The following is a 22,773-nucleotide window of genomic DNA, read 5'->3' as shown; positions in this document are numbered from 1 at the left end:
CTACGGTTCGTTCTTGGAACCGTAGTGCAACCCCGTTATTTTTTACGACGACGTACGATAAACTTGTCGGATTTGTTCTTTTTATTACGTGTTTTGTAACCAAGAGTTGGTTTACCCCATGGTGACATTGGAGATTTACGACCGATAGGTGAACGTCCTTCACCACCACCGTGTGGGTGATCGTTAGGGTTCATAACAGATCCACGAACAGTTGGACGAATACCTAACCAACGCGAACGACCTGCTTTACCGATATTAATAAGTTCATGTTGTTCGTTTCCTACTTGACCGATTGATGCACGGCACTCTGCAAGAATCATACGAACTTCACCAGAAGTTAAACGTACAAGTACGTATTTTCCTTCTTTACCTAGTACTTGAGCAGAAGTTCCAGCAGAACGTACTAGTTGTCCGCCTTTTCCAGGTTTTAATTCAATATTGTGTACCACAGTACCTACTGGAATATTTACCAATGGAAGTGCATTTCCTACTTTAATATCCGCTTCAGGGCCAGACATAACTTCCATTCCAACTTGTAGATTTTTAGGAGCAATGATATAACGCTTTTCTCCATCTACATAGTTGATTAACGCTATGTTTGCAGAACGGTTTGGATCGTATTCGATCGTAGCAACGCGTCCTGGAATGCCATCTTTAGTACGTTTAAAATCGATTAAACGATATTGACGCTTATGGCCGCCACCTTGATGACGAACAGTTAACTTACCTTGGTTATTACGGCCACCTTTTCTCTTTAACGGAGCTAAAAGAGATTTTTCAGGTGTGCTAGTTGTGATTTCAGCGAAATCAGACGTAGTCATACCGCGACGACCATTGGAGGTAGGTTTGTACTTTTTAATCGCCATTTTATTTCCCTCCTCTTCTTGTTAGCTTCTTAAGCTTCAAAGAATTCGATTTCTTTGCTATTAGCTGTTAATTTTACAATTGCCTTACGACGTTTGTTTGTGTAACCACCGAATTTACCCATGCGTTTGAATTTACCTTTGTAGTTCATGATGTTAACTTTCTCAACTTCAACGCCGAAGATCTCTTTAACAGCATCTTTAACTTGAGTTTTATTAGCTCTAACATCAACTTCAAATGTATATTTCTTTTCTGCCATTAGGTCAGTAGAACGTTCAGTGATAACGGGGCGCTTAATGATATCGCGTGCATCCATTATGCAAGCACCTCCTCTACTTTTTCAACTGCAGCTTTCGTCATGATTAACTTATCATGATTTACAACATCCAATACATTGATTCCATCAGCTGTTACAACTGTTACACCAGGAATATTACGAGCAGAAAGTGCTACATTTTCATCTAGGTCAGCAGTTACAATAAGTGCTTTTTTCTCAACAGAAAGGCCACCTAATACTGCTTTGAAATCTTTTGTTTTTGGCGCATCGAAAGCAAGGCTTTCTAACACTAACATTTTTTCTTCTAACACTTTAGTTGAAAGTGCAGATTTAATCGCTAAGCGACGTACTTTTTTCGGTAATTTGTAAGAATAGCTGCGTGGTGTCGGTCCGAAAACAATACCACCTCCGCGCCATTGTGGAGAACGGATTGATCCTTGACGAGCACGACCAGTTCCTTTTTGACGCCATGGTTTGCGTCCGCCACCGCGTACTTCAGAACGAACTTTAACTTTATGAGTTCCTTGACGTAAAGAAGCTCTTTGCATTACGATCGCTTCAAATAATACGTGTTGGTTAGGCTCGATACCAAATACTGATTCATTAAGTTCGATTTCACCAACTTGTGAACCGCCTTGGTTAAATAATGAAACTTTAGGCATTCTTTTGTTCCTCCTTTCTTATGAAGATGTTACGCTTTAACCGCACCTTTGACCTTTAATAATCCTTTTCTTGGTCCAGGAACGTTACCTTTTATTAAAAGTAAATTACGTTCTACATCAACTTTAATGATTTCTAGATTTTGAACTGTTATTTGTTCTCCACCCATGCGGCCTGGTAATAATTTACCTTTGAATACACGGTTTGGAGCTACAGGACCCATTGAACCTGGACGACGGTGATAACGAGATCCGTGTGCCATTGGTCCGCGAGATTGTCCGTGGCGCTTAATTACACCCTGGAAACCTTTACCCTTTGAGATTCCTGTTACATCTACTACATCGCCTGCAGCGAAAATATCAACTTTGACTTCTTGACCAACTTCATACCCTGCTAAGTCATCTCCGCGGAATTCGCGTAAGAAGCGCTTAGGAGTAGTATTTGCTTTTGAAACATGTCCCTTTTCAGGTTTATTAGCTAACTTTTCACGTTTGTCTTCAAAACCAACTTGAACAGCAACATATCCGTCACTCTCAACAGTCTTCTTTTGTAGTACTACGTTCGCAGCAGCCTCAACAACAGTTACAGGAATTAAGTTACCATTCTCTGCAAATACTTGAGTCATACCAATCTTTCTTCCTAAGATTCCTTTGGTCATTTAAGTCACACCTCCTAGATAATTGTTATTTATTGTTATTAAAGTTTAATTTCGATATCAACACCAGATGGTAAATCTAAACGCATCAACGCATCAACTGTTTGTGGAGTTGGATTAACGATGTCGATTAGACGCTTATGTGTCCGCTGTTCAAACTGTTCACGTGAATCTTTGTACTTATGAACCGCACGAAGAACCGTATAAATAGTTTTTTCAGTAGGAAGCGGAATCGGACCAGATACAGATGCACCTGAACGTTTTGCTGTTTCAACAATCTTTTCAGCTGATTGATCTAGAATCCTGTGATCATAAGCTTTTAAACGGATACGAATCTTTTGTTTTGCCATTATTTTCCCTCCTTTTATCGCCTATTTTTAAAATAGACATTACTCAGTGAAAATTTCCCACACACTCGCCATGGCAAAGCGGCCGGGTGTGTCAGCAACCTTCCACTTCATCGCAGTCAAAGACCAACATTGTCTATTATACATAAAACCTAAAAGAAACGCAACACCTATTACATTTTTCTTTTTGTTTATGTTTTGAGCACTTTTCCTATTATATAGACCTTATCACTCAATTACAATAGGAAATATCAATCTCCAGAAATATCCTAATTCAGAGTTCAATATTTTATAGAAGAAACTAGAATCTTTGTGTTTTGGTTACTTTGCAGTTGATTGGAGCAATGGGCAAAAAAAAGCAGATGGATCGTCATCCATCTGCTTTTAAAAGTAGTAATTATTCAGTAATTGTAGCAACGACGCCAGCGCCTACAGTACGTCCACCCTCACGGATAGAGAACTTTGTACCTTCTTCGATAGCGATTGGAGCGATAAGTTCAACAGTCATTTCGATGTTATCGCCAGGCATTACCATTTCTACGCCTTCTGGAAGATTACAAATACCAGTAATATCAGAAGTACGGAAATAGAATTGTGGACGGTAGTTAGTGAAGAATGGAGTATGACGTCCACCTTCTTCTTTTGATAAAACATAAACTTCAGCTTTGAATTTTGTGTGTGGAGTGATTGTTTTAGGCTTAGCCAAAACTTGTCCACGCTCGATTTCTTCACGTGCAACACCACGTAGAAGAGCTCCAATGTTGTCGCCAGCTTCTGCATAATCAAGAAGCTTACGGAACATTTCAACACCAGTAACTGTAGTAGATTTTGGCTCTTCAGTCATACCAACGATCTCAACTATGTCACCAACTTTAACTACTCCACGCTCAACACGTCCAGTAGCAACTGTTCCACGGCCAGTGATTGAGAAAACATCCTCAACAGGCATCATGAACGGCTTTTCAGTGTCACGAGCTGGTGTTGGGATATACTCATCAACAGCGTTCATTAGTTCGATAACTTTTTCTTCCCATTCTGCTTCTCCTTCTAATGCTTTAAGAGCAGAACCTTTGATAACTGGAGTGTCATCGCCAGGGAATTCATATTCAGTTAATAGATCACGAATTTCCATTTCTACTAATTCAAGTAATTCTTCGTCGTCTACCATGTCACACTTGTTCATGAATACAACAAGGTATGGAACACCTACTTGACGAGATAAAAGAATGTGCTCACGAGTTTGTGGCATTGGGCCGTCTGTTGCAGATACAACAAGAATACCACCATCCATTTGTGCTGCACCTGTGATCATGTTTTTAACATAGTCAGCGTGTCCTGGGCAGTCAACATGAGCGTAGTGACGTGTAGCCGTTTCATACTCTACGTGAGAAGTACTGATTGTGATTCCACGTTCTTTTTCCTCTGGTGCATTATCAATTTGATCATATCCGCGTGCTTCTCCGCCGCCTGCTTTTGCAAGAACGTTAGTGATTGCAGCAGTTAGAGTTGTTTTACCATGGTCAACGTGACCAACTGTACCAATATTTACGTGTGGCTTTGAACGGTCGAATTTTGCTTTACCCATTAGGAAATCCTCCTTTAAATTAGAAAAATTAAGTATTTCGTGTGGAAGCCGTGTAATGGTTTGTCCCATATCACAGCTTCCACGTATTCATAAGTAGTTATACTTTATAGAAAGGCGAAAATCAATTATTCACCTTTACTTTTTTTGATAATTTCTTCAGAAATTGATTTTGGAACTTCTTCATAGTGATCAAAGGTCATAGAGAATACTCCGCGACCTTGCGTACTTGAACGAAGTGATGTAGCATAACCAAACATTTCTGAAAGTGGAACCATCGCACGAACAACCTGTGCATTACCGCGTGCGTCCATACCTTCAACGCGTCCGCGACGAGCAGTAACTTGTCCCATGATATCTCCTAAGTATTCCTCTGGAATAATAACTTCAACCTTCATGACAGGTTCAAGAATTACAGGGCTACATTTAGAAGCAGCGTTTTTAAGAGCCATTGAAGCAGCAATTTTAAATGCCATTTCAGATGAGTCAACATCATGGTATGATCCATCAAATAATTTTGCTTTAATATCAACTAAAGGATAACCAGCAAGAACACCTCTATCAAGCGAATCAATAAGACCTGCTTGAACAGCTGGGATGTATTCACGAGGAACAACACCACCAACAATACCATTAATAAATTCGAAGCCCTTACCTTCATCATTAGGTGAGAATTCAATCCAAACGTGACCATATTGTCCGCGTCCACCAGATTGACGAGCGAACTTACCTTCAACTGATGCAGAAGAACGGAAAGTTTCACGATACGCAACCTGTGGTGCACCTACATTAGCTTCAACCTTAAATTCACGGCGCATACGATCAACGAGGATATCCAGGTGAAGTTCACCCATACCAGCGATGATTGTTTGACCAGTTTCAACATCTGTATGTGCACGGAAAGAAGGATCTTCCTCTTGCAGTTTTTGTAAAGCAGTACTCATTTTATCTTGGTCTGCTTTAGATTTTGGTTCAACTGAAAGTTGAATTACTGGTTCAGGGAATACCATTGACTCTAAGATAACAAGGTTCTTATCATCACATAGAGTATCACCAGTTGTTGTATCTTTCAATCCTACAGCAGCAGCAATGTCACCGGAGTAAACCTTAGCGATTTCCTGACGGCTATTCGCATGCATTTGTAGAATACGTCCAACACGCTCACGTTTGCCTTTTGTAGAGTTTTGGACATATGATCCAGCGTCTAAGGTTCCAGAGTATACACGGAAGAATGTTAATTTACCAACATAAGGGTCCGTCATAACTTTAAACGCTAGCGCTGAGAATGGCTCATCATCATCTGAATGACGCAAAACTTCTTCATCTGAATCAGGTAGTGTACCTTTGATTGCAGGTACATCTAACGGAGATGGGAGATAGTCAACTACAGCATCAAGCATTAATTGAACACCTTTGTTTTTGAATGCTGATCCACAGATAACAGGGTAGAATTCAACATTAACAGTACCTTTACGAATGCCAGCTTTCAGCTCTTCTTTAGTGATTTCCTCACCGTTAAGGTATTTTTCCATTAACTCTTCATCAAGTTCTGCAACTGCTTCAACTAATTTCTCGCGGTATTCTTCAGCTAGTTCACGATGTTCTTCAGGAATTTCACGAACCTCGATATTCTCACCTAAGTCATCTGCGTAGAAAACTGCATTCATTTCAACTAGGTCAATGATTGCATGGAATTGATCCTCAGCACCAATTGGTAACTGAATTGGATGAGCATTTGCTTGTAAACGATCATGGATAGTTCCAACTGAATACAAGAAGTCTGCACCGATTTTATCCATTTTGTTAACAAATACTACACGTGGTACACCATAAGTTGTTGCTTGACGCCAAACTGTTTCAGTTTGAGGCTCAACACCAGATTGTGCATCAAGTACAGCTACCGCGCCATCAAGAACACGAAGTGAACGTTCAACTTCGATTGTGAAGTCTACGTGTCCCGGTGTGTCAATGATGTTTACACGGTGGCCGTGCCATTGTGCAGTTGTTGCAGCAGAAGTGATTGTGATTCCACGCTCTTGTTCCTGCTCCATCCAGTCCATCTGAGATGCACCTTCATGCGTTTCACCAATCTTATGAATACGACCAGTGTAATAAAGGACACGCTCAGTGGTTGTTGTTTTACCGGCATCAATATGTGCCATGATACCGATATTACGAGTATTTTTTAAGGAGAACTCTCTTGCCATTGGGTCTTTCCCCTTCCTAGGTTAAAATTACCAACGATAGTGAGCAAACGCTTTGTTTGCTTCTGCCATTTTGTGTGTATCTTCACGTTTCTTAACAGATGCGCCAGTACTATTTGCTGCATCCATGATTTCATTAGCTAAACGCTCTTCCATTGTTTTTTCACCGCGAAGACGCGCATAGTTAACTAACCAACGAAGACCAAGTGTTGTTCTACGATCAGGACGCACCTCAATTGGTACTTGGTAGTTTGCTCCACCAACACGGCGTGCTTTTACCTCTAATACAGGCATGATATTTTTAAGCGCTGCTTCGAAAACTTCCATTGGTTCTTTACCCGAACGCTCACGAATCGTTTCAAATGCAGAATAAAGTATTGCTTGTGATTTACCTCTTTTACCGTCAACCATCATTTTGTTGATTAGACGAGTAATTAGCTTAGAATTGTATAATGGATCTGGTAATACATCTCTTTTTGCTACAGGACCTTTACGTGGCATAAAATTTCCTCCTTTCAAGAAAGCTGCTTATAGTTTGTATTATTTCTTAGGTGCTTTTGGTCTCTTAGTACCATATTTTGAACGTGATTGCATACGGTTGTTTACTCCAGCCGTATCAAGAGCTCCACGTACGATGTGATAACGTACTCCAGGTAAATCCTTTACACGTCCTCCACGGATAAGAACAACACTGTGTTCTTGAAGATTGTGTCCGATTCCAGGAATATACGCAGTCACCTCAATACCGTTAGTCAAACGTACACGTGCATATTTACGCAACGCTGAGTTAGGCTTCTTAGGTGTCATTGTACCAACACGAGTACATACACCGCGTTTTTGTGGTGAAGTTACATTTGTTTGTGATTTTTTAAAGCTGTTGTAACCTTTATTTAATGCTGGAGATTTTGACTTCTCCTCTTTTGATTGACGAGGCTTGCGCACCAATTGGTTAATAGTAGGCATTTTGTTTTTCCTCCCTTCATATTTGTAAGTCCACACATCCAGGTGGTTCTTTTTTGTGCAAAAACAAAGTCTTTGCAGACTAATCTATCTACAAAAACAGTTTTTAACGGATAATTGCAACAGCTGAGGCACTAACTTCTATTCCGCATGCTTTCCCAAGTTTTTTCATTGAGTCAACATAAATAATTGGAACTTCCATTTCATGGGCTTGATTAACAACCAATGCTGTAACTTTGGGCTCAGCATCGTTGGCAACGATCAACTCCCGGACATAGCCGTCTTTTAATGCTTTGACTGTGCGTTTTGTTCCTATAATAATCTTTTGTGCCTGTAATACTTTTTCATAAGACATTTCCATATCCTCCAAAGTAACAGGTGAATAGGAGCACCTTTGATATGTTACCATCTTCTAAAAGAGATGTCAACAATAGTAAATAAAAAAATTTAAAATATGTTTATAGATATTCCTTTAAAATGCGGTACCTGCTCTAGGAGCAAATACCGCAAATCAAAGTTAATTTAATCGATTGTTACTGTTTCTTCGGAAGTTGTATCTCGTAAAACAGGCTCTGCTTTGCGATAGCGAGGCATTCCTGTTCCTGCTGGTACAAGTTTACCGATGATAACATTTTCTTTCAATCCTAGTAATTCATCACGTTTACCTTTTATAGCAGCATCTGTAAGAACTCTTGTTGTTTCTTGGAAGGACGCAGCGGATAAGAATGAATCTGTTTCTAGTGATGCTTTTGTAATTCCAAGTAATACCGGACGTCCAGTAGCAGGTAGTTTCCCGCTTAATAAAGCTTTTTCGTTTGCATCTGTAAATTGGTGGATGTCAAGCAGTGTACCAGGAAGTACATTTGTTTCGCCCGCATCTACAACACGAACCTTACGAAGCATTTGACGAACCATTACTTCAACGTGCTTATCACCAATTTCAACACCCTGCATACGATAAACCTTTTGAACCTCACGTAATAAATATTCTTGAACAGCATTAACATCTTTTACCTTAATTAATTCTTTAGGGTCAATAGAACCCTCGGTTAATTCTTGACCGCGTTCTATTTTGTCGTTTACTGCTACTTTTACTCGAGCTGTATATGGAGCATTATACGTCCGGGACTCAACTTCACCTTGGACCACAATCTCGTGTTGGCGATCTTTGCCCTCATTAATACCTACCACAACACCATCGATTTCTGAAATAACAGCAACCCCTTTAGGATTACGTGCCTCAAAGATTTCCTGAATACGCGGAAGACCTTGAGTAATATCGTCACCTGCAACTCCACCGGTATGGAAAGTACGCATGGTTAACTGTGTTCCTGGTTCACCGATTGATTGGGCAGCAATAATACCTACCGCTTCTCCAACTTCAACCTCTTGACCAGTAGCTAAGTTACGTCCATAACATTTTTTACATACTCCATGACGAGTATTACATGTAAACGCTGAGCGTATTTTTACTTCTTCAATTCCTGAGCCAACAATCGTTTCTGCCAGCTCTTCTGTAATAAGACCATTTTCAGGTACTATTACTTTGTTTGTATCTGGATGTTTAATCGCATTTCGTGCATATCGTCCGATTAAACGCTCCTCTAATGATTCAATTACTTCAGTGCCATCCTTTAGGGATTTGATTAGTAAACCGCGATCTGTTCCACAATCATCATCACGTACAATTACATCTTGTGCAACATCAACCAGTCGACGTGTTAAGTAACCAGAGTCAGCCGTTTTTAGAGCCGTATCCGCAAGACCTTTACGGGCACCATGCGTGGAAATAAAGTACTCTAAAACTGTTAAGCCTTCACGGAAACTTGATTTGATTGGTAATTCGATAATCCGTCCTGCCGGGTTAGCCATCAGACCACGCATACCCGCAAGCTGAGTAAAGTTAGATGCGTTACCACGGGCACCTGAATCACTCATCATAAAAATTGGATTGGATTTATTCAGGGACTTCATTAGTTTTCCTTGAATAGTATCTTTTGCTTGACTCCAAATAGCGATAACTCTGTCATAACGCTCTTCTTCAGTAATTAAACCACGTCTAAATTGTTTCATGACGTTATCCACTTTATTTTGACCTTCATCTAGAATTACTTGTTTTTCTTCAAGTACTACGATGTCGGCCACACCAACAGTGATACCAGCTTTTGTAGAATATTTAAATCCTAGGTCCTTCATGCGATCTAGCATTTTAGATGTTTCTGTAATTTTAAATCTTTTAAATACCTCTGCGATGATGTTTCCAAGTATTTTCTTCTTGAATGGATCAATCAATGGCATTTCTTTAATTCTTGCTAAGACATCTTCACCTTTTTCAACGAAATACTTTTCAGGTGTTTCGACTTCAAGGTTGTGTCTAGTCGGTTCATTGATATACGGAAAAGACTTCGGAAGAATTTCATTAAACACAAGTTTACCAACAGTTGTAATTAGCAGCTTTTTGTTTTGTTCTTCAGTCAATGTTTCGTTATCAAGTGAGCCAGCGTAGACAGCCACACGCGTATGCAGATGGACATAGCCATTTTGATAGGCAATTAATGCTTCATTTGTATCCTTAAAGACCATACCCTCGCCAATAGCGCCTTCTCTCTCAAGTGTTAGGTAGTAGTTACCTAGCACCATATCCTGAGAAGGTGTAACAACAGGTTTTCCATCTTTAGGGTTCAAAATATTTTGAGCTGCCAACATTAAAAGTCTTGCTTCTGCTTGTGCTTCTGACGAAAGCGGTACGTGAACCGCCATTTGGTCACCATCAAAGTCCGCGTTGTATGCTGTACATACAAGTGGATGAAGACGGATTGCCCTTCCTTCAACGAGGGTCGGTTCAAACGCCTGAATCCCTAGTCTGTGTAACGTTGGGGCACGGTTTAATAGAACTGGATGCTCACGAATGACATCTTCAAGTACATCCCAGACATCTGGAGATACTCTTTCGATCTTTCGTTTTGCAGATTTAATATTATGCGCTAAACCTTTTTCAACTAGCTCTTTCATTACAAATGGCTTAAATAGTTCAAGAGCCATTTCCTTTGGAAGACCACATTGATACATTTTTAAATTTGGACCAACGACGATTACTGAACGGCCAGAGTAATCAACGCGTTTACCGAGCAGGTTTTGACGGAAACGTCCTTGTTTACCTTTTAACATATGTGAAAGTGATTTTAACGGACGGTTACCTGGTCCCGTTACCGGTCGGCCGCGGCGCCCATTATCAATCAGTGCATCTACTGCTTCTTGCAGCATCCGCTTCTCGTTTTGTACAATTATGCTAGGTGCTCCAAGATCTAATAAACGCTTTAAGCGGTTGTTCCGGTTAATCACACGGCGGTAAAGATCGTTTAAGTCAGAAGTTGCAAATCTTCCGCCATCCAATTGAACCATTGGACGAAGTTCCGGCGGAATTACAGGAAGCACATCAAGAACCATCCACGATGGTTCATTTCCAGAACCGCGGAATGCCTCTAAAACCTCAAGGCGCTTAATTGCACGTGTACGACGCTGTCCTTGTGCCGTTTTTAATTCTTCCTTTAGCGCTTCAACTTCCTTGTTTAGATCGATATCTGAAAGAAGCTTTTTAATTGCTTCAGCACCCATGGCAGCTTGGAACTTAGTTCCGTACTTTTCCCGATATGCCCGATATTCTTTTTCAGATAAGAGTTGTTTTCTATCAAGGGCAGTATCACCGGATTCCGTTACTACATAGGACGCAAAGTAAATAATTTCCTCCAAAGCTCGCGGTGACATATCTAAAACTAGTCCCATTCGACTTGGAATTCCTTTAAAGTACCAAATATGCGAAACCGGGGCAGCAAGCTCAATATGACCCATACGTTCGCGGCGAACTTTCGCACGCGTTACCTCAACGCCACATCGATCACAAACAACGCCCTTGTATCTTACACGTTTATATTTTCCGCAGTGACATTCCCAGTCCTTTGTTGGACCAAAAATTCTCTCACAGAATAAACCATCCTTTTCAGGCTTTAATGTACGATAATTAATCGTTTCAGGCTTTTTTACTTCTCCAAACGACCACGAACGGATTTTATCCGGTGATGCAAGACCAATCTTCATATACTCAAAATTATTAACATCCAGCAAGGGGCCTACCTCCCTTTTAATATCCAGGTTTTACCCTTTTTGAGCTGCAGCTAGAAACACAATAAAGAGAGTGCACTGCTCAGCCACGCCTAGGCTTACAACCAGGGTTGTTACGAGTTTTCTCTAACAACCTTTGCGCCGGCTGTGCACTGCATCTAAAATCTACTCTTTCGAACCAACCTTTTCAGATTCCAGGTTCTTTGTTTCTGGAACGACGTTCAATGTATCAACCTGCTGCAGATCATCGTCATCTTCCGTATCACGTAACTCTATTTCTTTTTCATCGCTGGACAGCATTTTTACATCCATGCCCAGACTCTGAAGTTCTTTAATTAATACTTTAAACGATTCAGGAACCCCTGGTTCTGGAACGTTTTCACCCTTAACGATTGCTTCATACGTTTTTACACGACCAATAACATCGTCTGATTTAACTGTAAGAATTTCTTGAAGTGTGTATGCTGCACCGTATGCTTCAAGTGCCCAAACTTCCATCTCACCAAAACGCTGTCCGCCAAATTGCGCTTTTCCGCCAAGAGGCTGCTGCGTAACAAGGGAGTATGGTCCTGTTGAACGAGCATGAAGTTTATCATCAACCATGTGCGCAAGTTTAATCATATACATGACACCTACAGAGACACGGTTATCAAATGGTTCCCCTGAACGGCCATCATATAGCACGGTTTTAGCATCTCTGGACATACCTGCTTCTTCAATGGTTTCCCATACATCTTCTTCAGTTGCACCATCAAATACTGGAGATGCAACGTGAATGCCTAATGATCTTGCTGCCATCCCTAAATGAAGTTCAAGCACCTGTCCGATGTTCATACGAGAAGGAACACCTAACGGGTTTAACATAATATCTACAGGAGTACCGTCAGGCATATATGGCATATCTTCTTCTGGCAATATACGCGAGATTACCCCTTTGTTACCATGACGTCCAGCCATCTTATCTCCCTCAGAAATCTTACGTTTCTGAACGATATAAACACGTACAAGCTGATTTACGCCTGGAGGTAATTCATCACCATCTTCACGATTAAAGACCTTAACATCATGAACAATTCCACCACCGCCATGTGGAACGCGTAGTGAAGTATCGCGAACTTCACGTGCCTTTTCACCGAAGATTGCATGTAATAAGCGTTCTTCTGCAGTTAGTTCAGTTACCCCTTTTGGCGTTACTTTACCAACAAGCAGGTCCCCATCTTTTACTTCTGCACCCGTACGTATGATTCCGCGCTCATCTAAATTACGAAGAGCATCTTCACCTACGTTTGGAATATCACGTGTGATTTCCTCTGGTCCAAGCTTTGTATCACGAGATTCTGACTCATATTCTTCTATATGAATAGATGTATACACATCATCTTTCACAAGACGTTCACTCATGATGATGGCATCTTCATAGTTATATCCATCCCATGTCATAAAGGCAACAAGAACGTTACGGCCAAGTGCCAATTCGCCTAATTCCATCGATGGTCCATCAGCTAAGATTTCACCTTTTGTTACATGATTACCCACCGCAACAATCGGGCGTTGGTTATAACATGTACCTTGGTTAGAACGAATGAATTTCAACATGCGGTATTTATCAAGGTTCCCTTTGGTTTCTTGCCCATCAACAATGTTAATACGACGGACCCAAACTTCACGGGCTTCAACATGTTCAACAATACCCTCATGCTTACAAATAACAGCAGCACCCGAGTCTTTACCAGAAACATATTCCATACCTGTACCAACTCTAGGGGCTTCCGGCTGCATAAGCGGCACAGCTTGACGCTGCATGTTCGCACCCATAAGCGCACGGTTGGAGTCATCGTTTTCAAGGAAAGGGATACAAGCAGTTGCAGCAGAAACAACCTGTTTTGGTGATACGTCCATATAATCAATACGACTGCGATCTACAACAGTGTTTTCACCGCGGAATCTCGCTACTACATCTGCATTTACGAATGATCCATCATCACTTAGAATAGAATTCGCCTGTGCCACAACATAGTTATCTTCTTCATCTGCTGTTAAATAGTCGATACGACTAGTCACTTTTCCAGTGTCAGGGTCAATACGGCGATATGGTGTTTCAATAAAACCAAACCGATTCACCTTTGCAAAGGATGAAAGAGAGTTAATCAATCCAATATTCGGTCCCTCTGGCGTCTCAATCGGACACATACGGCCATAGTGAGAATAATGAACGTCACGCACTTCAAATCCTGCACGTTCACGTGTTAAACCACCAGGTCCTAACGCAGATAAACGGCGTTTGTGTGTCAATTCAGCAAGCGGATTTGTTTGGTCCATAAATTGTGATAATTGAGAACTGCCAAAGAACTCTTTGATTGACGCAATAACAGGACGAATATTAATTAATTGCTGCGGTGTAATTGTCGCTGTGTCTTGAATCGACATTCTTTCTCTAACTACACGCTCCATCCGTGATAGACCGATACGGAACTGGTTTTGAAGCAATTCTCCAACAGAACGAAGACGTCTGTTTCCTAAATGGTCAATATCATCCGTGTCACCTACACCATGCAATAAATTGAAGAAGTAGCTGATGGAAGCGATGATATCCGCAGGAGTAATATTCTTTATTGGTTCTGCAACATACGCATTACCTAACACATTAATTACTTTTTCACCATCATCATTCGGAGCAAAGATTTTAATTCCTTGAAGAGTAATTTCATCTTTCACTACGCCGCCAGAAGGATGGAAGCCTTTAAAGTTAATATTTCTTTCCAAAGCAGGAATGATTCGGTCAAGATTTCTTCTATCAAGCAAAGTACCTTTTTCCGCAATAATTTCTCCTGTTTCTGGATCTCCTAGAGATTCAGCTAGGCGCTGATTAAATAAACGGTTTTTAATATGAAGCTTTTTATTAATTTTATAACGACCTACGTTTGCAAGGTCATAGCGCTTCGGATCAAAAAATCTTGATACTAATAAACTCTTAGCATTTTCTACGGTTGGCGGTTCACCAGGACGCAGTCGTTCATAAATTTCAAGAAGCGCCTTTTCTGAACCCTCCGTGTTGTCCTTTTCAAGGGTATTTCGAATATACTCGTTATCACCAATCAATTCGATAATTTCCTGATCAGAACCGAAGCCTAATGCACGCAAAAGAACCGTAACGGGCAGTTTCCGAGTACGATCTATTCTGACATATACGACATCTTTGGCGTCTGTTTCATATTCAAGCCAAGCGCCGCGGTTCGGAATTACAGTCGCTGTAAATCCTCTCTTACCATTTTTATCAAGCTTACCACTATAATATACGCTCGGTGAACGCACTAACTGTGAAACAATAACACGTTCTGCCCCGTTAATGACAAACGTACCTGTTTCCGTCATAAGTGGAAAATCGCCCATAAAAACATCTTGATCTTTTACTTCGCCTGTTTCTTTGTTTACAAGACGCACTTTAACACGCAAAGGCGCTGAATATGTAACGTCCCGCTCTTTTGACTCTTCAACAGAATATTTTGGTTCGCCAAGGCTGTAATCAATAAATTCTAGTGATAGGTTACCTGTAAAATCCTCAATTGGCGAAATATCCTGGAACATTTCACGTAATCCCTCATCAAGAAACCATTGATACGAAGAGGTTTGGATTTCAATAAGATTTGGTAACTCTAAAACTTCACTGATTCGTGCGTAACTCCTACGTTGGCGGTGTCGTCCATACTGAACTAGTTGACCTGTCAACTGATTCACCCCTCAAATCAAGCGTTATAATAAAACTCTATTTACGTCTTTAGAAAGAAAAAATAACATCCTTCATCAGACAAAAAAAGAAAAAGGGTTTTTATATCTTAAAAACCACAATTTCACATTTTAGCTATTATTTTGTCATCATTTCCGTAATAGTCCATTTATATACCAGAAATCTATGTATTTATAGGAATAATTCGGAAAATATTATGATGGCATTTTATAATGCTAACATAGTGACTTTTTGGAGTCAACTTATTTTTTTGCTTTAATTATGAAATATCCTTTAGACTTGTCTACAGTCTCAACAGTGGAAAATAGCTCTTGCAACTTTTCTATAGCTGATGGTGCACCTTGCTTTTTTTGGATAACTACCCATAGTTCGCCGTCAGTAGCCAGATGCTCATAGCTTTGTTCAAAAATTTCATGGACTGTCTTTTTCCCAGCTCTAATAGGCGGATTTGTCAAAACGGCTGCAAAACGGGTTTCTTTCACATTTAACAAACGGTCACTTTCATAGATTTCAACATTGTTAATCTGATTTTGACTAGCGTTACCTCTTGCTAGCTCGATCGCTCTTTCGTTTATATCGATCATGTGTACAATGCGATTAGGGAAATCCTTAGCTATCGAAAGCCCAATTGGACCATAACCACAGCCTACATCTAATATAGACCCCGCCGTCTCTGGCAATTCAAAAGCTTCAATCAATAAACGTGAGCCAAAATCTACTTCTCTTTTCGAAAAAACACCGTTATCGGTTTTAAAGCGAAAGAGTATATTACGAAGGGTGAAGTCCCAAAATTTCGGATTACTTTCAACCTTCTGCGATCGAGAATAGTAGTGTTCAGACAACTGACTCACCTCCGAGGAGAGTAAATTTTTGAGGTAATCGAGGAATTTAATTAAGCCAAAAAAAGCCCGCTTATACAGCGAGCTTTTCTATTAGGTTATTACTTAACTTCAACGTTAGCTCCAACATCAGAAAGCTTAGCTTTAATTTCTTCAGCTTCTTCTTTAGAAACGCCTTCTTTAATTGCTTTTGGTGCGTTATCAACAACTTCTTTCGCTTCTTTAAGACCAAGACCTGTGATTTCACGTACAACTTTGATAACTTTAATCTTTTGGTCTCCAGCGCCAGCTAGGATAACATCAAATTCAGTTTGCTCTTCAACAGCAGCAACTGCAGCGCCACCCATTGCTACAGGAGCAGCAGCAGTTACGCCGAATTCTTCTTCGATTGCTTTTACTAGATCGTTAAGTTCTAAAACAGTCATAGTTTTAACTGCTTCAATGATTTGTTCTTTAGTCATTTTATTTTCCTCCTTAGTTTTCGTTCCATTTATTAGTTTAACGCTTCAATAGTCCAACTTCAGCTTCCAGTAGTTAAACGGTTGCTTCAGCCTTTCTCAACTTACGCGCCTTGTTCTTCTTTTTGTTCTGCAACTGCCTTTGTAACAAGAGCAAGATTGCGAATTGGAGCTTGTAGTACGCTGAGTAACATTGAAAGCAAGCCTTCGCGTGAAGGTAGTTCAGCAAGAGCTTTAATATCTTCAACTGATGCGATATTTCCTTCAATTACACCTGCTTTAAGTTCAAGTGCTTCATGCTTTTTCGCAAAGTCGTTAAGAATTTTAGCTGGTGCTACTACATCATCGTTACTGAATGCAATTGCATTTGGACCAGTTAATGCTTCATTTAAACCTGAAAGCTCAGCAGCATCAGCCGCACGGCGAGTCATAGAGTTTTTGTAAACCTTAAAGTCAATACCAGCTTCACGAAGCTGCTTACGAAGTTCTGTAACTTCACCAACAGTAAGTCCGCGATAATCAACAACGATTGTTGATTTACTAGCTTTGAATTTAGTAGTAATTTCGTCAACGATTTGAATCTTTTGATCGATTACACTGCTCATCTTTACACCTCCTGTAGATTATCTACATTTATACCTGGCAAATAAAAACCTCCATATCCAAACGAGACATGGAGGTGCATACAACAGCCAAAATGATTCAGCATATTCTATCGCATTACCTCGGCAGGAAATTAAGCCATAATGGCACCTGCTGTCTACAGTACAAATGTTTATTATTTAAAACAACAAATAGAATTATATAAAATATAACCTATATTGTCAATTGGAAATTATTTCGCAGAAACAGATGATGGATCAACCTTTACTCCAGGGCCCATTGTTGAAGTAACTGTTACGTTCTTCATGTATGTTCCTTTAGCAGCAGAAGGCTTAACCTTTACCATTGTTTCAAATACTGTGTTGAAGTTTTCAATAAGCTTCTCGTTATCGAAAGATGCTTTACCGATTGGCACGTGGATATTTCCAGCTTTGTCAACACGGTATTCAACTTTACCAGCTTTAATTTCGTTAACAGCTTTTGTTACATCAAATGTAACTGTACCTGTCTTAGGATTTGGCATTAAGCCTTTTGGTCCTAATGTACGACCAAGCTTACCAACTTCACCCATCATATCAGGGGTAGCAACGATTACATCAAATTCAAACCAACCTTGTTGGATTTTGTTAATGTATTCTGCATCGCCCACATAATCAGCGCCAGCTGCTTCAGCTTCTTTAACTTTTTCACCCTTTGCAAATACTAAAACACGTTGTGTTTTACCAGTTCCATTCGGAAGTACAACCGCACCACGAATTTGTTGGTCAGCTTTCTTAGGGTCAACACCTAAACGGAACGCAGCTTCTAAAGTTGCATCAAATTTAGCAAAGTTTGTTTTCTTTGCAAGTTCAATTGCATCTGCAATTGGGTAAGCTTTAGTGCGATCTACTAGCTTTGCAGCTTCTAAATACTTCTTACCTTTTTTAGCCATTTTTATTTCCTCCTTGATTGTGGTTTTAACGGAATAACCTTTTTAGCGGAATTACCTCCCACGAATAAAGGTTGCGCGATAACGCAACCCCCTTCAACACAACTAACCGTGATTATACGGATTAGTCTTCGATAACAATACCCATACTGCGAGCAGTACCTTCAACCATCCGCATTGCTGCTTCAACGCTTGCAGCGTTAAGGTCAGGCATTTTCTGTTCCGCAATCTCGCGTACTGTATCACGCTTAACTGTTGCTACTTTATTACGGTTTGGTTCACCAGAACCAGACTGAATTCCAGCTGCTACTTTCAAAAGAACTGCAGCAGGAGGAGTTTTTGTAATAAATGTAAATGAACGGTCTTCAAAAACCGTGATTTCAACAGGAATAATTAAACCAGCTTGATCCGCTGTACGAGCGTTAAATTCTTTACAGAATCCCATGATATTAACACCGGCTTGACCTAGTGCTGGTCCAACTGGCGGCGCTGGGTTAGCTTTACCAGCAGGGATTTGCAATTTAACAACTTTAATTACTTTTTTAGCCACGAGACACACCTCCTTAAAGTCCGTGATGTGGTAATAGGGTTTTACCCCTCCCACTCAGGCAAATGTCTTTATATAAAGATAAAGACTTAACAATATTTTTATCTCATCGAATGAGACATACTGACCTATGAAATATTACCACTTTTAAAAATTAATTTCAAGTTTTTTTACATTATAATTTTTCTATCTGTGAAAAGTCGAGCTCCACCGGGGTATCCCGACCGAACATATTTACTAGCACCTTAAGCTTGGCTTTGTCTTTATCCATCTCTTCTACACTACCTGTGAAGTTCATAAATGGACCTTCTTTAACCCGAACGGTTTCACCAATTTCATAATTAACATCGTAGCGTTTTTCTTCAACGCCCATTCTTTTAAGAATCACCGCTACTTCTTCTGGTAGCAATGGTGTAGGCTTTGAACCTCCCCCAGATGAACCAATGAAACCTGTTACACCAGGAGTATTTCTAACCACATACCACGAATCATCCGTCATTACGATTTCAACTAACACATAACCTGGGAACACTTTGCGTTTTACAACTTTTGTTTTACCATTCTTTATTTCTGTTTCTTCTTCTTCAGGAACAATTACACGAAAAATCTTATCTGTCATTCCCATTGACTCAACGCGCTTTTCTAAATTTGCTTTTACCTTATTCTCATAACCTGAGTAAGTATGTAATACATACCAATTTTTTTCCATTCAAGAGGACTAAGCGTCCATCCCTCCCCTTTTTTTACTATAAGAAGGTTATTTTAACTTTGTATGTTGTTTGGAGCTCCAGGCACTTCGCTTTCCGCGGGCGTGCCGGGGAGCCTCCTCGGCGCTTTGCGCCTGTGGGGTCTCCCCAGCCCCTACTCCCGCAGGACATTGATTAGCATCCTTGAATTTGCCCACGCACGAAGAAAATGCGATAGCATTTTCGAGGAGTCTCGTGCCTTATGCTCCAATCAACATAGTTCTCAAAATCAAAAATTACCTTAACAGCAATAATTAAAACTTTTTTAGACAAATGAAAAAACCCGTTAAACGGGCCTCACATAAAATTACTTTTATTATTCACCATTATACCATGAAAAGACCTTTGTTATTCAAGAATATAACGAATCAATTCTGAAAGTCCTAAATCAATAACAGCAAAAAATACTGTAAAAAAGACAACTGTAGATAAAACAGTAATTGTAGAACGCGTTAGTTCCTTGCGTTTAGGCCAACTAACCTTTCTCATCTCGCGGAAAACATCACTGAAGAATTTCTTTATGCGTTGCATTTTTGTAACCTCCAACTATGGGAATAACATTGCTAATAGAATAAATAATTACTTTGTTTCTCGGTGGATGGTGTGTGAATTGCAAGTTTTACAAAACTTTTTTAACTCTAAGCGTTCTGACTGTGTTTTGCTGCTCTCTGTCGTATAATTCCTTGATCCGCATTCAATACACGCAAGAATAGTCTTTTTATTCATTTAATTCGGCACCTTTAAATTCCATCTATTATATCTTTAAAAAGATAACATGACACCTATATAATGTCAATAACCGTTAAGAATGGATTCATATAAATATCACAATATAATTTTTACAAACTGAACTCCCGAATTTCTAAATATCGCTCCAGTTTCCTTTTAACCCGTTGCAGGGCATTATCAATGGACTTCACATGACGATTTAATTCCTCTGAGATTTCTTGATAGGATTGTCCATCTAAATACAAAGCTAATACCTTTCTCTCCAAATCACTTAGCAATTCAGTCATTTTAACTTCAATATGATCGAATTCCTCTTGGTTAATGATTAACTCTTCCGGGTCTAGAACCTTTGCACCTGACAAAACATCCATCAAAGTCCTGTCCGACTCTTCATCATAGATTGGCTTATCTAATGATACATAGGAATTTAAAGGAATATGTTTCTGTCTTGTTGCTGTTTTAATCGCAGTAATGATTTGGCGGGTAATACATAATTCTGCAAACGCTTTAAAAGATGTCAGCTTGTCCTCACGGAAATCACGAATGGCCTTATATAAACCAATCATCCCCTCCTGAACAATATCTTCTTTATCCGCTCCAATTAAAAAGTAGGATCTTGCTTTTGCACGTACGAAATTTCGATATTTGTGAATTAAATAATCTAACGCCTCAGTATTTCCTTGATGCACAAGATCAACAATCTCTTCGTCTTCCATCTTGAAAAATTGTTCGTTGATTTTTATCCCGAAGTCTGTACTCACTAAGATCCCCCTCCACCGAACAAGCATAGATATTAATAGTATACAGCAGTGAAATTTGTCACGTCAACGCTTACTTCTGTCCCCTGCGCCACTTTTCAAAAATTTCTGCCATTTCATCACTAATTGGTATTTTGGAGGCTGGTTTCTTTTCTTGGATCTTTTTTACGTTTTTTTCGATTCTCTTTTCAACCGTGGACATTTCAATCAACAGCTCACGGGCGGACTTTCTCAAGGCTCCTTGTCCAAAGATAGCCCACTGCTCTGTATAATCAGAGGTTGCCACATGGATTTGTGTCTTTCGATTATTTAAGCTAATGGCTAACTTTTCAATCCGCTCGTCTGCTGTTTCATTCTTTTTTGTAAAAATAACTTCCACCTTATGGTCTTTAAACTTTTTTTCTGTACCTTGTACATATTGGGCGTCAAATACAACAATCACTCTGTATCCCCAATACGCTTGGTACTCTGCCATTCTTTCCACTAAACGATCTCTTGCTGCTGGCAAGTCATGATCCTTTAATGATTTAAGTTCAGGCCAAGTACCAATGATGTTATATCCGTCAACAAGCAGAATATCCATACTATCCCTCTAGCGGATGTCTTTTACGGTATACCTCATACATTAACAGTGCTGCGGCAACAGATGCATTTAATGATGTTACCTTACCAGCCATCGGCAAATTAATTAGAAAATCACATTTCTCCTTAATAAGCCGACCCATCCCTTTCCCTTCGCTGCCGATCACAAGGCCAAGCGGCATCGTACCGTCAAATTGACGGTAATCTGCTTTTCCCGCTGCATCTGTTCCAGCAATCCAAACCCCGCGTTCTTTTAACTCGTCAATCGTTCTTGCCATATTGGTTACTCTTACTACTGGAATATATTCTATTGCACCCGTTGATGCTTTTGCTACCGTTGCCGTTAAGCCGACCGCTCTTCGTTTAGGAATAATAATACCGTGTGCTCCGACAGCATCCGCTGTCCTCATAATGGAACCAAGATTGTGCGGATCCTCAATTTCATCTAATAAGAGAAAAAATGGGGGTTCGTTTTTCTTTTCTGCTGCAGTAAACAAATCATCTATTTCTGCATATTGATAGGCTGCTACATAGGCAAGCACGCCTTGATGGTTTTCTTCCGCCAGTTGATCAATCTTCTTCTTTGGTACGTATTGAACAATCACATTTGCTTCTTTTGCTAATTGTATAATCTGTTGCATTTGTCCCCGCTGGGAAGATTCCGCAATTAGTATTTTATTGATATCCCGTTCAGACTTTAATGCTTCAATAACTGGATTTTTTCCAACGACGTATTCCTCACTCATTCTGCTGTACCTCCTTTCTTTTCTTCAACAAATGAAAAAGCCTTTAAGATAAGCTCTTCTAACCGTTCCTTTTTTCCTGATAAAAACAAATAACCCATTAATGCTTCAAAAGCCGTGCTATAGTGATAAGTTTGCACATCTGTATTTTTTGGGACAGTTCCCGATTTTGCATTTCTTCCTCTCATCACTACAGCCTGCTCTTCCTCTGTGAGTAGCTTTTCATCTATTATCCTAAACAATACCTTACATTGAGCCTTAGCAGAAACGTAAGCTGTCCCCTCACGATGCAATTGATTGGGCTTTACTTTTCCGCTTTGGATGAGGTGACGCCGAACATATACCTCGTATATGGCGTCACCTACATAGGCAAGTGCCAGGCTATTCAACTGTTTTGCATCAACATTTTCTTGATATTCAAGCATGA

The 22,773-nt window shown here is 40.0% G+C and carries 24 protein-coding genes and 1 other annotated feature; all 24 genes read right to left on the bottom strand.

The features are described 5' to 3' along the window. Positions 1-35: 35 nt before the first annotated feature. A complete protein-coding gene (rplB, locus tag NSS81_RS12910; protein ID WP_342433866.1) occupies positions 36-866 on the bottom strand; it encodes a 50S ribosomal protein L2 in 831 nt (276 codons plus the stop codon). 29 nt (positions 867-895) lie between these two features. Then, complete coding sequence (gene rplW / locus NSS81_RS12905; RefSeq protein WP_342433865.1) at positions 896-1,180, bottom strand: 50S ribosomal protein L23; 285 nt, start codon at positions 1,178-1,180, stop codon at positions 896-898. Further along, complete coding sequence (rplD, locus tag NSS81_RS12900) at positions 1,180-1,803, bottom strand: 50S ribosomal protein L4 (RefSeq protein WP_342433864.1); 624 nt, start codon at positions 1,801-1,803, stop codon at positions 1,180-1,182. The genes rplW and rplD overlap by 1 nt, the downstream gene beginning before the upstream one ends. 29 nt (positions 1,804-1,832) lie before the next feature. Further along, positions 1,833-2,459, bottom strand: a complete 627-nt coding sequence (gene rplC / locus NSS81_RS12895; protein WP_342433863.1) for a 50S ribosomal protein L3 — start codon at positions 2,457-2,459, stop codon at positions 1,833-1,835. Positions 2,460-2,497: 38 nt separating this feature from the next. Further along, a complete protein-coding gene (rpsJ, locus tag NSS81_RS12890; protein ID WP_342433862.1) occupies positions 2,498-2,806 on the bottom strand; it encodes a 30S ribosomal protein S10 in 309 nt (102 codons plus the stop codon). A 394-nt stretch (positions 2,807-3,200) separates the two neighbouring features. Then, entirely contained in the window at positions 3,201-4,388 is a 1,188-nt protein-coding gene (gene tuf, locus NSS81_RS12885; RefSeq protein ID WP_342433861.1) for an elongation factor Tu, read from the bottom strand. A gap of 125 nt (positions 4,389-4,513) precedes the next feature. Then, positions 4,514-6,592 (bottom strand): elongation factor G, encoded by a 2,079-nt coding sequence (fusA, locus tag NSS81_RS12880; protein ID WP_342433860.1) that lies wholly within the window; start codon positions 6,590-6,592, stop codon positions 4,514-4,516. Positions 6,593-6,619: 27 nt separating this feature from the next. After that, positions 6,620-7,090: a 30S ribosomal protein S7 gene (gene rpsG, locus NSS81_RS12875; protein WP_342433859.1), complete on the bottom strand. Its 471-nt coding sequence runs from the start codon at positions 7,088-7,090 to the stop codon at positions 6,620-6,622. Between the two features lie 39 nt (positions 7,091-7,129). Then, entirely contained in the window at positions 7,130-7,552 is a 423-nt protein-coding gene (gene rpsL, locus NSS81_RS12870) for a 30S ribosomal protein S12 (RefSeq protein WP_342433858.1), read from the bottom strand. 103 nt (positions 7,553-7,655) lie between these two features. After that, complete coding sequence (locus NSS81_RS12865; RefSeq protein ID WP_342434014.1) at positions 7,656-7,904, bottom strand: 50S ribosomal protein L7ae-like protein; 249 nt, start codon at positions 7,902-7,904, stop codon at positions 7,656-7,658. Positions 7,905-8,071: 167 nt separating this feature from the next. Continuing rightward, positions 8,072-11,671, bottom strand: coding sequence for a DNA-directed RNA polymerase subunit beta' (gene rpoC, locus NSS81_RS12860; RefSeq protein WP_342433857.1), 3,600 nt, complete (start codon positions 11,669-11,671; stop codon positions 8,072-8,074). Positions 11,672-11,833: 162 nt separating this feature from the next. After that, entirely contained in the window at positions 11,834-15,394 is a 3,561-nt protein-coding gene (gene rpoB / locus NSS81_RS12855) for a DNA-directed RNA polymerase subunit beta (protein ID WP_342433856.1), read from the bottom strand. 261 nt (positions 15,395-15,655) lie between these two features. Beyond that, on the bottom strand, positions 15,656-16,255 hold the full coding sequence (locus tag NSS81_RS12850) for a class I SAM-dependent methyltransferase (RefSeq protein WP_342433855.1): 600 nt from the start codon (positions 16,253-16,255) through the stop codon (positions 15,656-15,658). Positions 16,256-16,353: 98 nt separating this feature from the next. Beyond that, the gene (gene rplL, locus NSS81_RS12845; RefSeq protein WP_342433854.1) at positions 16,354-16,713 is read right to left on the bottom strand and encodes a 50S ribosomal protein L7/L12; all 360 of its coding nucleotides are present in this window, start codon (positions 16,711-16,713) and stop codon (positions 16,354-16,356) included. A gap of 101 nt (positions 16,714-16,814) precedes the next feature. After that, a complete protein-coding gene (gene rplJ, locus NSS81_RS12840) occupies positions 16,815-17,315 on the bottom strand; it encodes a 50S ribosomal protein L10 (protein WP_342433853.1) in 501 nt (166 codons plus the stop codon). 33 nt (positions 17,316-17,348) lie between these two features. Further along, positions 17,349-17,494, bottom strand: a sequence feature (ribosomal protein L10 leader region). 51 nt (positions 17,495-17,545) lie between these two features. After that, positions 17,546-18,244: a 50S ribosomal protein L1 gene (rplA, locus tag NSS81_RS12835; protein WP_342433852.1), complete on the bottom strand. Its 699-nt coding sequence runs from the start codon at positions 18,242-18,244 to the stop codon at positions 17,546-17,548. A 121-nt stretch (positions 18,245-18,365) separates the two neighbouring features. Then, entirely contained in the window at positions 18,366-18,791 is a 426-nt protein-coding gene (rplK, locus tag NSS81_RS12830) for a 50S ribosomal protein L11 (protein ID WP_007085303.1), read from the bottom strand. Between the two features lie 172 nt (positions 18,792-18,963). Further along, positions 18,964-19,497 carry a transcription termination/antitermination protein NusG gene (gene nusG, locus NSS81_RS12825; RefSeq protein ID WP_342433851.1) on the bottom strand — a complete coding sequence of 178 codons (534 nt, stop codon included), beginning with the start codon at positions 19,495-19,497 and terminating at the stop codon, positions 18,964-18,966. A 385-nt stretch (positions 19,498-19,882) separates the two neighbouring features. Next, positions 19,883-20,065 carry a preprotein translocase subunit SecE gene (secE, locus tag NSS81_RS12820; RefSeq protein WP_342433850.1) on the bottom strand — a complete coding sequence of 61 codons (183 nt, stop codon included), beginning with the start codon at positions 20,063-20,065 and terminating at the stop codon, positions 19,883-19,885. 48 nt (positions 20,066-20,113) lie between these two features. After that, positions 20,114-20,260, bottom strand: coding sequence for a 50S ribosomal protein L33 (gene rpmG / locus NSS81_RS12815; RefSeq protein WP_342433849.1), 147 nt, complete (start codon positions 20,258-20,260; stop codon positions 20,114-20,116). A 113-nt stretch (positions 20,261-20,373) separates the two neighbouring features. Beyond that, entirely contained in the window at positions 20,374-21,024 is a 651-nt protein-coding gene (gene sigH, locus NSS81_RS12810; protein WP_342433848.1) for an RNA polymerase sporulation sigma factor SigH, read from the bottom strand. A 70-nt stretch (positions 21,025-21,094) separates the two neighbouring features. Then, on the bottom strand, positions 21,095-21,604 hold the full coding sequence (locus NSS81_RS12805) for an NYN domain-containing protein (RefSeq protein WP_342433847.1): 510 nt from the start codon (positions 21,602-21,604) through the stop codon (positions 21,095-21,097). A 1-nt stretch (position 21,605) separates the two neighbouring features. Continuing rightward, positions 21,606-22,349: a 23S rRNA (guanosine(2251)-2'-O)-methyltransferase RlmB gene (gene rlmB, locus NSS81_RS12800; RefSeq protein WP_342433846.1), complete on the bottom strand. Its 744-nt coding sequence runs from the start codon at positions 22,347-22,349 to the stop codon at positions 21,606-21,608. Then, the gene (locus tag NSS81_RS12795) at positions 22,346-22,771 is read right to left on the bottom strand and encodes a Mini-ribonuclease 3 (protein WP_342433845.1); all 426 of its coding nucleotides are present in this window, start codon (positions 22,769-22,771) and stop codon (positions 22,346-22,348) included. Before NSS81_RS12795 ends, rlmB begins: the two co-directional genes overlap by 4 nt. Positions 22,772-22,773: the final 2 nt, after the last annotated feature.

Source organism: Neobacillus sp. FSL H8-0543 (genome assembly GCF_038592905.1).
In the GTDB taxonomy this organism is placed as follows: Bacteria; Bacillota; Bacilli; order Bacillales; family Cytobacillaceae; genus Neobacillus.
The sequence above is the reverse complement of the archived record's forward strand: the minus strand, read 5'-3'. Positions and strand labels throughout refer to the sequence as shown.

What these genes read in the sequence shown, in the direction of transcription:
- rplB (WP_342433866.1), bottom strand. Translation starts at nt 866, where the DNA reads ATGGCGATTAAAAAGTACAAACCTACCTCCAATGGTCGTCGCGGTATG.
- rplW (WP_342433865.1), bottom strand. Translation starts at nt 1,180, where the DNA reads ATGGATGCACGCGATATCATTAAGCGCCCCGTTATCACTGAACGTTCT.
- rplD (WP_342433864.1), bottom strand. Translation starts at nt 1,803, where the DNA reads ATGCCTAAAGTTTCATTATTTAACCAAGGCGGTTCACAAGTTGGTGAA.
- rplC (WP_342433863.1), bottom strand. Translation starts at nt 2,459, where the DNA reads ATGACCAAAGGAATCTTAGGAAGAAAGATTGGTATGACTCAAGTATTT.
- rpsJ (WP_342433862.1), bottom strand. Translation starts at nt 2,806, where the DNA reads ATGGCAAAACAAAAGATTCGTATCCGTTTAAAAGCTTATGATCACAGG.
- tuf (WP_342433861.1), bottom strand. Translation starts at nt 4,388, where the DNA reads ATGGGTAAAGCAAAATTCGACCGTTCAAAGCCACACGTAAATATTGGT.
- fusA (WP_342433860.1), bottom strand. Translation starts at nt 6,592, where the DNA reads ATGGCAAGAGAGTTCTCCTTAAAAAATACTCGTAATATCGGTATCATG.
- rpsG (WP_342433859.1), bottom strand. Translation starts at nt 7,090, where the DNA reads ATGCCACGTAAAGGTCCTGTAGCAAAAAGAGATGTATTACCAGATCCA.
- rpsL (WP_342433858.1), bottom strand. Translation starts at nt 7,552, where the DNA reads ATGCCTACTATTAACCAATTGGTGCGCAAGCCTCGTCAATCAAAAGAG.
- NSS81_RS12865 (WP_342434014.1), bottom strand. Translation starts at nt 7,904, where the DNA reads ATGTCTTATGAAAAAGTATTACAGGCACAAAAGATTATTATAGGAACA.
- rplL (WP_342433854.1), bottom strand. Translation starts at nt 16,713, where the DNA reads ATGACTAAAGAACAAATCATTGAAGCAGTTAAAACTATGACTGTTTTA.
- rplJ (WP_342433853.1), bottom strand. Translation starts at nt 17,315, where the DNA reads ATGAGCAGTGTAATCGATCAAAAGATTCAAATCGTTGACGAAATTACT.
- rplA (WP_342433852.1), bottom strand. Translation starts at nt 18,244, where the DNA reads ATGGCTAAAAAAGGTAAGAAGTATTTAGAAGCTGCAAAGCTAGTAGAT.
- nusG (WP_342433851.1), bottom strand. Translation starts at nt 19,497, where the DNA reads ATGGAAAAAAATTGGTATGTATTACATACTTACTCAGGTTATGAGAAT.
- secE (WP_342433850.1), bottom strand. Translation starts at nt 20,065, where the DNA reads ATGCAACGCATAAAGAAATTCTTCAGTGATGTTTTCCGCGAGATGAGA.
- rpmG (WP_342433849.1), bottom strand. Translation starts at nt 20,260, where the DNA reads ATGAATAAAAAGACTATTCTTGCGTGTATTGAATGCGGATCAAGGAAT.
- NSS81_RS12805 (WP_342433847.1), bottom strand. Translation starts at nt 21,604, where the DNA reads ATGGATATTCTGCTTGTTGACGGATATAACATCATTGGTACTTGGCCT.
- rlmB (WP_342433846.1), bottom strand. Translation starts at nt 22,349, where the DNA reads ATGAGTGAGGAATACGTCGTTGGAAAAAATCCAGTTATTGAAGCATTA.
- NSS81_RS12795 (WP_342433845.1), bottom strand. Translation starts at nt 22,771, where the DNA reads ATGCTTGAATATCAAGAAAATGTTGATGCAAAACAGTTGAATAGCCTG.